The sequence below is a fragment of the Actinoallomurus sp. NPDC052274 genome (assembly GCF_040679475.1).
In the GTDB taxonomy this organism is placed as follows: Bacteria; Actinomycetota; Actinomycetes; order Streptosporangiales; family Streptosporangiaceae; genus Actinoallomurus; species Actinoallomurus liliacearum.
Genome location: NZ_JBFAUT010000048.1, coordinates 42,300 through 54,825, shown reverse-complemented (window position 1 = coordinate 54,825; position 12,526 = coordinate 42,300). Strand labels below are relative to the sequence as shown.

Here is a 12,526-nt window from a genome sequence, read left to right as displayed (position 1 = left end):
TCACTGCCGCGGGTCTCCCCCGGAGCCCTCGCGGATCGCCCGCCACGCGGTCTCGGCCGCCTGCTGCTCGGCCTCCTTCTTGCTGCGCCCCTCGCCGCGGCCGTACTCCGTCCCGCCGACGATGACCACGGCGCGGAACGTCTTCTGATGGTCCGGGCCGCTCTCCTCCACATGGTACTCGGGCACGCCGAGCTCCTCCGTGGCGGTCAGCTCCTGCAGGGACGTCTTCCAGTCCAGCCCCGCGCCCAGGCTTGCCGAGCGGGTGATGAGCGCGTCGAACAGCCGGTGGACCAGCTCGTCCGCGGCCTTCAGGCCCAGGTCGAGGTAGACGGCTCCGATCAGCGCCTCGAGCGTGTCGGCCAGGATCGAGGACTTGTCGCGTCCCCCGGTGCCCTCCTCGCCGCGGCCGAGGCGGATGTAGGCGCCCAGGCCGAGCGCGCGCGCCACCCCGGCGAGCGCCCGCATGTTGACCACCGCGGCCCGCAGCTTGGCCAGCTGGCCCTCGGGCAGGTCGGGGTGGTTGCGGAACAGCGTGTCGGTGACGATCAGGCCGAGCACCGAGTCGCCCAGGAACTCCAGCCGCTCGTTGGTCGGCAGGCCGCCGTTCTCGTAGGCGTAGGAGCGATGAGTGAGGGCGCGTTCGAGGAGGGCCGGGTCGGGGCTGACTCCGAGGGCCTCCTCGAGAGGACGCCGGTCGGCCGCCGAGTTGTCGGATCTCATGCGGCCCCCACGACCAGGGCCACGGCGGGCGGGTAACTCACGGTTCTTCCTCCGAGGAAGGTTCCGCGAGGGCGAGGCGCACGCCGGGTGTCTCCGGCGTCCGCCACGGCCTCGGGCGAGTCTTCATCGCGAGACGATCGGGGGCGGCGCAGGCCGCCCCCGGAGAACGTCGCTCAGGCCACGTCGACGACCTGTCGGCGGTTGTAGGTGCCGCAGGTCGGGCACGCGGTGTGCGGCAGCTTCTCGTCGCGGCACTGCGGGCAGCGCACGAGCGTCGGCGCCTGGGTCTTCCACTGCGAGCGACGGTGCCGCGTGTTGCTGCGCGACTTCTTACGCTTGGGAACGGCCACGTCAGCCCTCCTGGTCTTCTTGTCGTTGATCCAACATGCCCTGCAATGCCGCCCACCGGGGGTCGACGGCCTCATGGTGGTGGTCCGGCTCGGCGTCGGCCAGCCGCACCCCGCACTCCGAGCACAGGCCGGGACAGTCGTCCTGGCACAGCGGGGACAGCGGCAGTGCGAGCACCATCGCGTCCCGGACCACCGGCTCGAGATCGATGAGATCTCCCTCGAGACGGCGCTCGTCCTCCCCCGCGCTCTCGCCGGAGCGAGTGTCGGAGTAGACGTAGAGCTCCTGGAAGTCCACCTCGATCGACGAGGTGACCGGCTCCAGGCAGCGCGCGCACTCTCCCGTGAGAGGTGCCCGTGCCGTGCCCGAGATGAGCACGCCCTCCATCACCGCCTCGAGCCGGAAGTCCAGCTCGATGTCGGCGCCCTCGGGTACACCGACCATCTCGACGCCGAGATCCGCCGGAGCCGGCACGGTCCTGGAGTCCTCGCGCATCGATCCCGGTCTGCGGCCCAGCGTGGTCGTGTCGATCACGAAGGGGGCTCGGGGATCGATGCGGGTCAGGTGTTTCCTGCTTCCGTGAGGCATGGCGCATCACCGCCGTCGTACAAGGTCGATTGGCAAGGTTACCAACGTGCGGGCGTTCTCCCAACTCGGAGGCCCCTCAGGACCCGGCGGACCGGGCGTTCCGGGGTACGTCGCGACCACTCGAGGCGCGCTCCGGCGTGGCCTGGAGGCGCTCAGGACTGGGAGAACCGCCGGATGAGGCGTTGCTGAACCGACTCGGGCACCAGCCCGGACACGTCCCCGCCGTACTGCGCGACCTCCTTGACCAGACTGGAGGACAGGAAGGAGTACAGCGGGTTGGTGGCCATGAACATCGTCTCGACGCCCGCGAGCTGATGGTTCATCTGCGCGATCTGCAGCTCGTAGTCGAAGTCGCTGACCGCCCGCAGGCCGCGCACGATGACGGGGATGTCGCGCTCGCGGCAGAAGTCGACGGTGAGCCCGTGGAACTTCTCGACGACCACGTTGCCGTACTGCTTCGTCACCTCGGCGATCATCTCGGCGCGTTCGTCGACGGTGAAGAGGCTTTTCTTGGAGATGTTGATCAGGACCGCGACGACGACCTCGTCATACAGCCGCGACGCGCGGCTGATGATGTCGAGGTGGCCGTTGGTGACGGGGTCGTACGAGCCCGGACAGACAACACGGCGCACTAGGTGAGCACCCTTCGCTGAGGAAGCCGTCAGTGACCTGCGGCGTGACCGTACCAAAGGGTCCCTTCCCCGTATCGACGGGCCCTGCCCTCCTCGTACCCGGCCGGCCAGCGCACCGGCTCGTCGCGGGTCGCGCGTTCGACCGCGACCAGGGCGTCCGGGGCCAGCCAGCCGTTGTCGCGCAGATCCTCCAGCATCCGGGTGACGACCTCGCCGGTCACGGCGTACGGGGGGTCCGCGAAGACGAGGTCGTACGGCTCCTCGGGCGGGTTCCGCAGCACGCGCTCGACGCGGTCGGTCCGCAGTTCGGCGCCGGGCAGGCCGAGGGCGGCGATGTTCGCCTTGATCACTTTGGCCGCGCGCGGCGCCGACTCGACGAGCAGGACGTGGGCCGCGCCGCGCGACAGCGCCTCCAGCCCGACCGCCCCGGACCCGGCGAACAGGTCGGCCGCCCGCAGCCCGGTGAGGTCGCCGAGCAGCGAGTGGACCGTGGCGAACAGTCCCTCGCGGGCCCGGTCGCTGGTCGGCCTGGTGTCGCGGCCGGAGGGGACGGAGATGCGCCGGCCACCGGCCGCTCCTGCGATGAGTCGGGTCACTCCCCCAGTCTGCCGAGCCCCGCCCCTGCCCGCGACGAGTCGGGTCACTCCCCCGCTCCCCCAACCCGCCGAGCCCCGCCCCTCCCCACGACGAGTCGGGTCACTCCCCCGCTCCCCCAACCCGCCGAGCCCCGCCCCTCCCCACGACGAGTCAGGTCACCCCCGCTCCCCCAACCTGCCGAGCCGCCGGCCGCCACGCTGCCCCGGCCCGGCGCGATCAGTAATCGAGGGCGATGGTTCCGGCGCTGAGGCGGTCGACGACCGCGCCCAGGTCCGGGGCGCGGATGAGGGCGCCGCGTAGCCCGTACACGACCGCCGCGCCCTCGAAGCGTTCGGCGGTCCGGCGCAGCCGCTCGGCCCGGCCCGGGTCGCCGCGCGTCAGTTCATCGGCGTCGGCGACGTCCACCAGGAGGTACGGCCGGGCGCCCTTCTCCGCGACCCGCAGCCGCGAGACCCGCTCCCAGGGCACGAACACGTCGTAGCCGCGCCGCGCGAACACCCGCAGCCGGACGCCCTCGGTCGTGAAGACGGGCGGGGTGCGCAGCAGCCGGAACTCCGAGCGGGCGAGGAACGCCATCCCGACGGCGGAGGCCAGCAGGCCCAGTCCGAGAGCTGGGAAGATCACGAACACGGGACCGGCCGCGGCCTGTTCCGACAGCCCTCGCATGGTGAGCAGCAGGTATCCCACGAGGACGAGCACGAGAAGCGCACCGACGCCCGAGACGGCGGCCAGGGTGGCGATCAGGTAGGCGGGTGCGGCGGCGACGGGGACCGGAAAGTCGCGCTTCTGCTCCACTGCGGGAGCGTAACCACAGACGGAGAATCGCGGCCACGACCTTCCCGGCGCGTCGGGAGACCGTGATCGACATCGAGGCGTCCGGGCCGGACGCGAGGCTCGGCGAACCGGCCCGCAGGGCGGCATCGAGTCCGATTCCTCCCAATTCCGGGCGTGCTTCGCCGAGCCTTCCGCGGACCAGTGGACCGCTTCGTCAGGGACGGGAGGTCGGGGCGGCCAGGGCCCAGCGGGCCTCGGCGCGGATGCCCGGGTCCGGGTCCGCCAGCGCGGCCGTCAGCGCCGACCGGGCGTAGTGCCGGTCGGCCGCCCAGCGGGCCAGCGCCCGTACGGCCGCCAGGCGGACGGCGACGACCTCGTCGTCGAGCGCGCTGGTCAGCGGGCCGATCGCGGCGCGCGGGCCCAGCGCCGCGAGGGCGGCCACCGCGCTCTCCCGGATGCGCCAGGACGGATCGGTCAGGGCGATCTCGCCGAGGTCGGCGGCGGCCCTGAGCAGAGCCAGCCCGCGGATCGTCTCTGCGCGGCCGGGGTCGTCGCGGCGCAGGGCCAGGGCGTAGATGTCCCAGGCGGCGGCCCGCATGGCGCGCACCAGCTCCGCCGCCACCGCGCGCACGTAGGAGTCGGCGCCGGTGGCGGCGGCCTGGACGAGGTCGCGCACGCCCTCCTCGCCGACCAGCACCTCCTGTTCGTCGATGAGGGCGCCGGCCGCGGCCCGGCGGACGCGGGCGTCCCGGTCGCCGAGGGCGCGGGCGAGCCTGTTGCCGGCCTGTTCCTCCACGCGCCGCGTCGGCGGCAGCGGCAGGTCGATGACGGTCATGTGTTCCTCCGGAGAGTCGTCTGATGGACGCCGGGACGCGTCGGAGGACACGGCCTCTCCACGCGCGGCGCGGCCGCGACGGGCGCGGCCCCTGGGACGAGGGCTCAGCCCCGGCGACACAGGGCGCTGGCCTGTCGCCGCAGGTCGACGTGGAGCCGCACGATCAGCGGAGCTCTCCGGTGCACGTATCCAGCCTGAACTCGCTTCCCTATTTTGTCAACCGAGATGGTATGGAAATGAGATCGGGCGCCGAAGCTTCGCGATCAGCGGCCGGCGGCGTGCGGGCCGCCCGCCGGTAGGGGCCTACGGCTCAGGTCTTCTCGAGGTACTCGGCGCGTTCCTCGTCGATCAGGGCCGCCAACTCCGCGGCGAGCGCCGGATGCTCCGCCAGCTCCGGGTCCTGCTCGACGAGCGCCCCGGCCTCCGCGCGCGCCGCCTTGATGATCTCCTCGTCCCGCAGGAGGGTCAGCAGCCGGAGGCTGGAGCGCCGCCCGGACTGGGTCTCGCCCAGGACGTCGCCCTCGCGACGCTGCTCGAGGTCGAGGCGGGACAGCTCGAACCCGTCGAGGGTGGAGGCGACCGCGTCGAGACGCTCCCGGGCCTTGGAACCCTCGTCGGCGTCCGTGACGAGCAGGCACAGCCCGGCGTACCGGCCCCGGCCGACCCGGCCGCGCAACTGGTGCAGCTGGGAGACCCCGAACCGGTCGGCGTCCAGGATCACCATGACGGTGGCGTTGGGCACGTCCACGCCGACCTCGATGACCGTCGTGGCGACGAGGACGTCGATCTCCCCGGCGGCGAACCGCCGCATGACGGCGTCCTTGTCGTCCGGGTGCAGGCGGCCGTGCAGCACCCCGATCCGCAGGTCGTGCAGCGGACCCTCGGAGAGCTTCGGGGCGACGTCGAGCACGGCGAGGGGCGGCCGGCGGCCCTCCGTCTCCGCCTCTTCGGCGCTCAGGTCGCTCTCCTCGCCCTCCGCCTCGCCGATGCGGGGACAGACGACGTACGCCTGCCGGCCCTGGGCGACCTCCTCCCGGATGCGCTCCCAGGCGCGGTTCCAGTACGCCCGGTTGGCCGAGGGGACGACGTGGGTCGCGATCGGGGACCGCCCGGCGGGCAGCTGGGTGAGCGACGAGGTGTCCAGATCGCCGTACACGGTCATGGCGACGGTGCGCGGGATCGGGGTGGCGGTCATGACGAGGACGTGCGGGCGGCCACCGGTCGCCTTCTCCCGCAGCGCGTCGCGCTGCTCGACGCCGAACCGGTGCTGCTCGTCGATCACGACGAGGCCCAGGTCGGCGAACTGGACGTGCTCCTGCAGCAGCGCGTGGGTGCCGACGACGATGCCAGCCGTGCCCGAGGCCGCGTCGAGCAGGCCCGCGCGCCGCGCCTTGGCGCCCTGCGAGCCGGTCAGCAGGGCGACCCGGGTGCCGTGCTCGGCGCCGCCGAGCCGGCCCGCCTCGGCGAGCGGTCCGAGCATGTTCACGATCGACCGGTGGTGCTGCTGCGCCAGGACCTCGGTCGGCGCGAGCAGCGCGGCCTGCCCGCCCGCGTCGACGACCTGCAGCATCGCGCGCAGGCCGACGATCGTCTTGCCGGCGCCGACGTCGCCCTGCAGCAGGCGGTGCATGGGATGCTCGCGCGCCAGGTCCGCGGCGATCTCCTCCCCCACGTCTCGCTGGCCCGCCGTCAGCTCGAACGGCAGCCGCCCGTCGAACTCGGCGAGCAGCCCGTCCTTCGACGGCGGCCGCGGTGTCGCCCGCAGCGCGGCTGCGTCCCGCCGGCGCCGGGCGAGGGCGGTCTGCAGGACGAACGCCTCGTCCCACTTCAGCCGCTTGCGGGCGCGGCCGGCCTCGGCCATGTCCGCGGGCCGGTGGATGCCCTGGTACGCCTCGGCGAGCCCGAGGAGCCGGTGCCGCCGGCGTACGGTCTCCGGCAGGGAGTCGGGGCCCACGTCGACGGTGTCGAGGGCCATCCGGACGCAGTCGCCGATCTGCCACGACGTCAGGCCCTTGGTGGCGGGATAGACGGGGATCAGCTCCTCGGCGAACTCCCGCGCCGCGTCCGTGCCCTCCCGCGAGTCGACCGCCTTGTACTCCGGATGGACGAGCTGCCGCTTGATCCCGTTGCCGGACCGGTAGAAGGACACCTTCCCGGCGAACAGGCCGCGCGTGCCGGGCGGCAGCTCCCGCTCGGGGACGCGCGCGCCGGTGCCGAAGAAGGTGAGCGTCAGGCGCCCCCGGCCGTCCGTCACGACCACTTCGAGGAGGTAGCCCGGCCGTCTGGTGATCTTCCGGCCCTGGACCTTCTCGACCTCCGCCATGACCGTGACGTATTCGCCCTCGACCAGGCCGACCAGGTCCGTGAGCTCGCCTCGCTGGGCGTAGCGGCGCGGATAGTGGCGGAGCAGATCGCCGGCGGTGTGCAGGTCGAGCGCGGCCAGCTTCTTGGCCGCCTTCGGGCCCACCACCTTCACCAGCGGCGCGTCGAGAGTCGTCACGGCACCTTCCTCTGAGCAGCCTGGCTTCCTCTGTTCTACCGGCTCGGCCGGACAGGAGACGGGGGACCCGTCCCGGCGGCCACCCGAACCGTCCTATTCGACCCCGATGAGCAGCAGGTGGCGATCCTGCCCGCCGTGGTAGACGGCGACCTCGACGTCGGGCCGGACGGCGTACAGGCGCTCGCACACCCGGTCGGCCAGACCGTCCGGAGCGCCGTCACCGACGATCAGCGTGACCAGTTCGCTGCCCGGGGACAGCATGCGGTCGAGGACGCCCGCCGCCAGGAGGGACGCGTCCGCGCCGATGACCGCGACATCGCCGTCGACGAGGCCGAGGACGTCTCCGGGCCGGCACATCCCGACGCTCGTCACCGCCTCGCTCCCGGCGGTCTCGAGCCGGCCGGACCGCGTCGCGCCCGCCGCGCGGGTCATGGCGATCACGTCGTCCTCGAACCGGCGCAGCGGGTCGTGGACCGCGAGCGCCGCCAGACTCTGCACCGACGCCCTCGCGGGGACGACCGCCGCGTGCACGCCGTCCTCCCTCGCCTGCCGGGCGGCGGACTCGGCGACGGCCAGCACCGTCCCGTCGTCCGGCAGCACGACGACCTCGTTCCCCGCCTCGGTGATCGCCTCGATCAGCTCGGTCAGGCCGGGAACGTGCCCGGAGGCGCGGCGCACGACCCGGGCGCCGTGCTCCTCCAGCAGCGCCGCGAGGCCGTCGCCGGTGGCCACCGCGACGACGCCCCGGCCGGTACGCCGGGCGGGACGGTCCTGCGCGGCGTCCAGATAGGTCACCCGGACGCGGTACGGGCGGCCGGCGCGCAGCCCGGCCTCGATGGCCGCGCCGGCGTCGTCGGTGTGCACGTGGACGTTCCACAGCCCCTCGCCGCCGACCACGACGAGGGAGTCGCCGAGGGCGTCCAGTTCCGCGCGCAGCTCCGTCACCGGGCCGTCGTCGGCGTCGAGGAGGTACATCACCTCGTACGCTCCGCCGCCTCCGGGCCGCGGCGGGTCCTCCGGCGGGTGCTCCTGGCTGCGGCGCGGCACGTCGTACGTCTCGGGGTACTCCCCGCTCACCACGGCGGCGAGCGTCTCCAGGACGACGCACAGCCCGGCCGCGCCCGCGTCGACCACACCGTTGCGGGCGAGCACGTCGAGGTGGTCGGGCGTCCGCCGCAGCGCGGCGCGTGCCCGCTCCGCCGCCGTCCACGCGGTGACGCCGGGATCGGCGGCGAGGAGGGTCGCTCCCGCGACCTCGCGCAGGACGCTGAGCATCGTTCCCTCGACCGGATGGGCGACGGCCCGGTACGCGAGGTCGGCGGCGTTCCCCAGGGCGGCGTCCAGGCCGCCGCCCGCGCCCAGCACGTCGGCCATGCCGCGCAGCATCTGGCTGAGGATGACTCCGGAGTTGCCGCGGGCGCCCAGGAGCGCGCCCTCGGCGAGGGTCCGCCAGGCGGCCGCGGCGTCCGCGTCGCCGGGCAGCCCGTCGAGGCGTTCGGCCGCCGCGAGCAGGGTGAGGTGGAGGTTGGTCCCGGTGTCGCCGTCGGGCACGGGGAAGACGTTCAGCGCGTCGATCCCCGCGCGCGTGCGGCCCAGCGCGTCCGCCGCCAACCGGCACCAGCGTCGTACCGCCGCGGCGTCGAGAACGTCGCCCACGCCACCTCCCAGGGGAATAACTTTAGACTTACCGCACGTGAGGGCTGCTCGATTCGCGTCTCTGGGCGGGTGTCGGCTAGTCTTGACCTCTGGGTCCCGTCGGGGACCCTTTTGACGAGCGCCCGAACTCCGGGCTTCCACCCTTCCAAACACTTTGGAGCGCATCCCATGGCTTCCGTCTGCGAGATCTGCGGCAAGGGGCCGGGGTTCGGCATGCGCGTCTCTCACTCGCACCGCCGCACCCCTCGCCGCTGGAACCCGAACATCCAGCGGGTGCGAGCGGTCGTCGGCCGCACCACCAAGCGGATCAACGTCTGCACGTCGTGCATCAAGGCCGGCAAGGTCATCCGGCCCGCCGCCCGCTGACGCCGCCTCCCCGAGCGCCGCGAGGCGCCCCTGGACTGTGCTCTCACCGGGCACACTGAACGGCCGGTCCGCTCCACACGGACCGGCCGTTCGCCTTGTCATGGGGGCGTTCCCCGCCGCCGTACGCCGGCTCCCGCGCCCGGACGCCGGCTTCCCTCCCGAGCGCCGTCCTCCCCTCCGAGCGCCGTCCTCCCCTCCGAGCGCCGTCCTCCCCGCTCAGGCGGCCTTGAGCAGCGGCTTCCCCGCCCGGAGGCCGTGCCCCGGCCCGCCGCTTCGACCCAGACGCCGCCGTACGGCGTGCGGCCGTCGCGCGCGGGCGGCATGCAGCGGTCACGGCCGGGCATCATGCGGCGCATGAGAGTGGTGGCGCTCGCCGACACGCACGCTCCCCGTCGGTGGCGGGGCTGCCCGCCCTCGGTGGCGGCGCACCTCCGGGACGCCGATCTCATCCTGCACGCCGGGGACGTCTGTGTGCCCTCGGTGCTCGACGAGCTCTCCGGCTACGCGCCCGTACGCGTCGTGCGCGGCAACAATGACGGCCTGGACGTCGCGGAGTGGGGCGCTCCGGAGGTTTTGGAGCTGGAGTTGGCCGGACTCCCGGTGGGGGTGATCCACGACAGCGGCCCCGCCAAGGGCCGGCTGCGCCGGATGCGCCGCCGCTTCCCGGAGGCGCGGTTGGTCGTCTTCGGCCACTCGCACATCCCGCTGGACGAGAGCGGCGAGGGGCTGCGCATCTTCAACCCCGGCTCTCCGACCGACCGCCGGCGCCAGCCGCACGGCACGATCGGCCTGCTGGACATCGACGAGGGCCGTCTCCTCGACGCGCGGATCGTGCCGGTGACCTGATCGCGTTCACGCGGGAGCCTCACGCCGGAGCCGTCGAACGGCGTCCGGTACGGGTCCGCACGCCGACCCGGCCCGTCGCCCGTACGCGGCGCGGGCAGGTGGGCTCGTCAGTAGCCGCGGGCGCCCCAGGTGTCCCAGCAGTCTCCCCAGTTGTCGCAACCGTCTCCGCCATGGCCGACGGCGACGTGATGCGACGCGGTCGCGGTGGAGGGCGCTCCGGGCGCTCCGAAGGCGAACGCGATGGCTCCGGCAAGGGCCAGTCCCGCCATGGCGACCGCCGGCTTCTTCGCTCCACGCATGAAGGACACCTCCTCTCGTCCCACGTGACGCCGCGCCCTTCGCCCGGCCGCCCTCGAAGGCGCTCAGGCAATTGGTCGCTTTCGTAGTTGTTCCTCCGAGTTCAACTGCACAACGTCCGCCCATCGGAATCAACTGGCGAAACCTTCGCGATGCGCTACTTGACCGACATCGGGCATATTTCGCGACACCCTTTAATCACGATCTTCACCACCTTGACACACCGGGCCGACCTCGGAGAATCCCCGGCCACGGGGGCCGGGGCGACGGTCGCGAGCCGGTCCCGGAGCTCCGCCGCTCCGGGACCGCTAAGGCACGCGCCGCCCCATCACCAAGCAAGGGTGAAATTTCAACTTTTAGCTATTCATGGGTTGATTTCGGGGGTGGCCCGAGGTCGGGTGGACAGTGGATAGCACCGCATATCGGCCAATTACCGACAGCGAGCAACCACCCCTATCCGTCGATCAAGCAAAGAGGTGTCTTCCATGAGCATTCCGAAGCGGATGGCGCTCGCCATCTCAGGAGCGGCCGTCGCCGGAGCCACCGCTCTGGCGCTGGGTGCCGCCCCGGCCGCCGGCGCACAGGCCGTCACCGTGGCACCGCACCACACCGTCGCCGCCGCACCTCACCACGCCGCCACCGGCCATCTCGTCGGCCAGATCCGCACCGACGGCTGGGGCTGGGGCTATGACGACGGCGGCTGGGGCTGGGATTACGGCGGCTGGGATTACGGCGGCTACGGTTACGGCGGCTACGGTTACGGCGGCGGCTGGGGCTGCGGCTACTGCTGACGACCGTCGCCTCGCCGAGATCGAGACCGGGTCGCACCGGGGCCACGTGTGACGCGCGGGGCCCCACCCCGGGTCAGGGGCGGGCGTCCGGCCGGACGCGGTGGAACTCCCACGCGTGGTCGACCGGCCCGATGCCGCCGCCCAGCGGGAAGCCGTGCTCGATGGCGCCGGTGATGTACTCCTTCGCCCGGCCGACCGCCGCGACGACGTCCTCGCCGCGTGCGAGGTGGGAGGCGATGGCCGACGCGAGCGTGCATCCGGTGCCGTGCGTGTGCATGTTGTCGAGCCGCCGTCCGGGGAACCGGTGCTCCGCCGTGCCGTCGAAGAGCAGGTCGACCGGGTCGCCGGGCAGGTGACCGCCCTTGATCAGCACCCACCGCGGGCCGAGGGCCTTGACGGCCTCGGCGGCCCGGCGCATCCCGCTCTCGTCCTCGACCTTGACGCCGGTGAGCTGCTCGACCTCCCAGAGGTTCGGGGTGACGACGGTGGCCAGCGGGAGCAGCGCGGACCGGACCGCGCCGACCGCCTCCGGGGCCAGCAGCGCGTCTCCGTGCTTGGAGACCCCCACGGGGTCCACGACGATCGGGGCGTCCACGTCGGCCAGCGCCTCGGCGACGGTCTCCACGAGCACCGAGGAGGCGAGCATCCCGGTCTTGATCGCCTGCGCCCCGATGTCGGACAGGACCGAGTCGAGCTGGGCGCGCACGGCCTCGGGAGGCAGCTCCCAGTAGCCCTGGACGCCGAGGGAGTTCTGCGCGGTGACGGCGGCGATCACGCTCATGCCGTGCACGCCGAGGGCGAGCATCGTCTTGAGGTCGGCCTGGATGCCCGCGCCGCCTCCGGAATCGGAGCCGGCGATCGTCAGGACCCGGGGCGGAGTCGTCATGGCGACCACTCTACGGTCGGCAGGACTTCCCGTTGAAAGTGCAGCCGGACGGCGCCGTCCCCGTCCCCGTGGCGGTGAACCGCACGGTGACGGTCCGGCCCGGAGCGATGGCGGGCCGGGCCGCCGGGTTGCGGACGACCAGCACCGTGCCGGTGCGGACCGCGCTGCCGCCCGTCACGCCGGTGATCCTCGCCTGGGCGTACCGCAGGACGAGGGTCCAGCTCCGCACGGAGGTGGCGCCGTGGTTGGCGATCGTCGCCTCGCCCTGGAAGCCGCGCGCCGACGCGGAGGTGGTCCGCACGGTCACGGCGACGCCGGAGCGTCCCGTGCCCCGGCTGACCCGGCCGCTCTGCGAGGCGTCGTTCCGGGCGGTGCGCGGGTTCGCCGGGCCGGAGATGGTCACGATCGGTGACGCTCCGCCGGACGGCGTACCGCCCGCGAAGTTCAGTGAGATCTGCTGCGTGCTGACGGCGGAGATGATCGCACCGATCGCCAGGACACCGGCGACCGTCGGCAGGAGCGGCACCTTGCCGAACCTCCGGTTCCGGCCTGGACGGTCATCCTCCGGATCCGCCCGCGAGCCGTCCTCCGGCTTCCTGGTGTGTCGTCCCATCCCGTCCCTCTCCGGTCTCGGGATGTATACCAAAAGCACACAGCCCATGCCTACCAGACCGCCGATGCGAACTGCGA

15 protein-coding genes are annotated in these 12,526 nt (G+C 73.0%); 3 read left to right on the top strand and 12 right to left on the bottom strand.

Annotated elements, in window-relative coordinates; genetic code table 11:
• From rnc to AB0K82_RS32080, 9 genes are all read right to left on the bottom strand, one after another.
• A complete protein-coding gene (gene rnc, locus AB0K82_RS32120) occupies nt 1-720 on the bottom strand; it encodes a ribonuclease III (RefSeq protein WP_364404267.1) in 720 nt (239 codons plus the stop codon).
• A gap of 173 nt (nt 721-893) precedes the next feature.
• The gene (gene rpmF / locus AB0K82_RS32115) at nt 894-1,070 is read right to left on the bottom strand and encodes a 50S ribosomal protein L32 (protein ID WP_252776286.1); all 177 of its coding nucleotides are present in this window, start codon (nt 1,068-1,070) and stop codon (nt 894-896) included.
• 1 nt (nt 1,071) lies between these two features.
• Nucleotides 1,072-1,656, bottom strand: coding sequence for a DUF177 domain-containing protein (locus tag AB0K82_RS32110; RefSeq protein ID WP_364404265.1), 585 nt, complete (start codon nt 1,654-1,656; stop codon nt 1,072-1,074).
• A 152-nt stretch (nt 1,657-1,808) separates the two neighbouring features.
• A complete protein-coding gene (gene coaD, locus AB0K82_RS32105; RefSeq protein WP_364404263.1) occupies nt 1,809-2,288 on the bottom strand; it encodes a pantetheine-phosphate adenylyltransferase in 480 nt (159 codons plus the stop codon).
• Nucleotides 2,289-2,317: 29 nt separating this feature from the next.
• Entirely contained in the window at nt 2,318-2,884 is a 567-nt protein-coding gene (gene rsmD, locus AB0K82_RS32100) for a 16S rRNA (guanine(966)-N(2))-methyltransferase RsmD (protein WP_364404261.1), read from the bottom strand.
• Nucleotides 2,885-3,101: 217 nt separating this feature from the next.
• Entirely contained in the window at nt 3,102-3,680 is a 579-nt protein-coding gene (locus AB0K82_RS32095) for a hypothetical protein (RefSeq protein ID WP_364404259.1), read from the bottom strand.
• Nucleotides 3,681-3,873: 193 nt separating this feature from the next.
• On the bottom strand, nt 3,874-4,494 hold the full coding sequence (locus tag AB0K82_RS32090; protein ID WP_364404257.1) for a HEAT repeat domain-containing protein: 621 nt from the start codon (nt 4,492-4,494) through the stop codon (nt 3,874-3,876).
• A 310-nt stretch (nt 4,495-4,804) separates the two neighbouring features.
• Entirely contained in the window at nt 4,805-6,994 is a 2,190-nt protein-coding gene (gene recG / locus AB0K82_RS32085) for an ATP-dependent DNA helicase RecG (protein WP_364404255.1), read from the bottom strand.
• Between the two features lie 93 nt (nt 6,995-7,087).
• The gene (locus tag AB0K82_RS32080; protein ID WP_364404253.1) at nt 7,088-8,650 is read right to left on the bottom strand and encodes a DAK2 domain-containing protein; all 1,563 of its coding nucleotides are present in this window, start codon (nt 8,648-8,650) and stop codon (nt 7,088-7,090) included.
• A 168-nt stretch (nt 8,651-8,818) separates the two neighbouring features.
• Here AB0K82_RS32080 and rpmB point away from each other — a divergent pair, with 168 nt between their 5' ends.
• The gene (rpmB, locus tag AB0K82_RS32075; protein WP_364404251.1) at nt 8,819-9,016 is read left to right on the top strand and encodes a 50S ribosomal protein L28; all 198 of its coding nucleotides are present in this window, start codon (nt 8,819-8,821) and stop codon (nt 9,014-9,016) included.
• A 354-nt stretch (nt 9,017-9,370) separates the two neighbouring features.
• Nucleotides 9,371-9,862, top strand: coding sequence for a metallophosphoesterase family protein (locus AB0K82_RS32070; RefSeq protein ID WP_364404250.1), 492 nt, complete (start codon nt 9,371-9,373; stop codon nt 9,860-9,862).
• A 107-nt stretch (nt 9,863-9,969) separates the two neighbouring features.
• Here AB0K82_RS32070 and AB0K82_RS32065 read toward each other — a convergent pair whose 3' ends face one another.
• The gene (locus AB0K82_RS32065) at nt 9,970-10,161 is read right to left on the bottom strand and encodes a hypothetical protein (protein WP_364404248.1); all 192 of its coding nucleotides are present in this window, start codon (nt 10,159-10,161) and stop codon (nt 9,970-9,972) included.
• 483 nt (nt 10,162-10,644) lie between these two features.
• Here AB0K82_RS32065 and AB0K82_RS32060 point away from each other — a divergent pair, with 483 nt between their 5' ends.
• Nucleotides 10,645-10,950 carry a hypothetical protein gene (locus tag AB0K82_RS32060; RefSeq protein WP_364404246.1) on the top strand — a complete coding sequence of 102 codons (306 nt, stop codon included), beginning with the start codon at nt 10,645-10,647 and terminating at the stop codon, nt 10,948-10,950.
• Nucleotides 10,951-11,023: 73 nt separating this feature from the next.
• Here the strand turns inward: AB0K82_RS32060 and thiD are convergent, their stop codons facing one another.
• Both thiD and AB0K82_RS32050 read right to left on the bottom strand, forming a co-directional pair.
• Nucleotides 11,024-11,836 (bottom strand): bifunctional hydroxymethylpyrimidine kinase/phosphomethylpyrimidine kinase, encoded by an 813-nt coding sequence (thiD, locus tag AB0K82_RS32055; RefSeq protein WP_364404244.1) that lies wholly within the window; start codon nt 11,834-11,836, stop codon nt 11,024-11,026.
• 10 nt (nt 11,837-11,846) lie between these two features.
• Nucleotides 11,847-12,362 (bottom strand): cellulose binding domain-containing protein, encoded by a 516-nt coding sequence (locus tag AB0K82_RS32050; RefSeq protein ID WP_364404243.1) that lies wholly within the window; start codon nt 12,360-12,362, stop codon nt 11,847-11,849.
• Nucleotides 12,363-12,526 lie beyond the last annotated feature (164 nt).

Coding starts and splice junctions, on each gene's coding strand:
- rnc (WP_364404267.1), bottom strand. CDS start 720: ATGAGATCCGACAACTCGGCGGCCGACCGGCGTCCTCTCGAGGAGGCC.
- AB0K82_RS32110 (WP_364404265.1), bottom strand. CDS start 1,656: ATGCCTCACGGAAGCAGGAAACACCTGACCCGCATCGATCCCCGAGCC.
- AB0K82_RS32090 (WP_364404257.1), bottom strand. CDS start 4,494: ATGACCGTCATCGACCTGCCGCTGCCGCCGACGCGGCGCGTGGAGGAA.
- rpmB (WP_364404251.1), top strand. CDS start 8,819: ATGGCTTCCGTCTGCGAGATCTGCGGCAAGGGGCCGGGGTTCGGCATG.
- AB0K82_RS32070 (WP_364404250.1), top strand. CDS start 9,371: ATGAGAGTGGTGGCGCTCGCCGACACGCACGCTCCCCGTCGGTGGCGG.
- AB0K82_RS32065 (WP_364404248.1), bottom strand. CDS start 10,161: ATGCGTGGAGCGAAGAAGCCGGCGGTCGCCATGGCGGGACTGGCCCTT.
- AB0K82_RS32060 (WP_364404246.1), top strand. CDS start 10,645: ATGAGCATTCCGAAGCGGATGGCGCTCGCCATCTCAGGAGCGGCCGTC.
- thiD (WP_364404244.1), bottom strand. CDS start 11,836: ATGACGACTCCGCCCCGGGTCCTGACGATCGCCGGCTCCGATTCCGGA.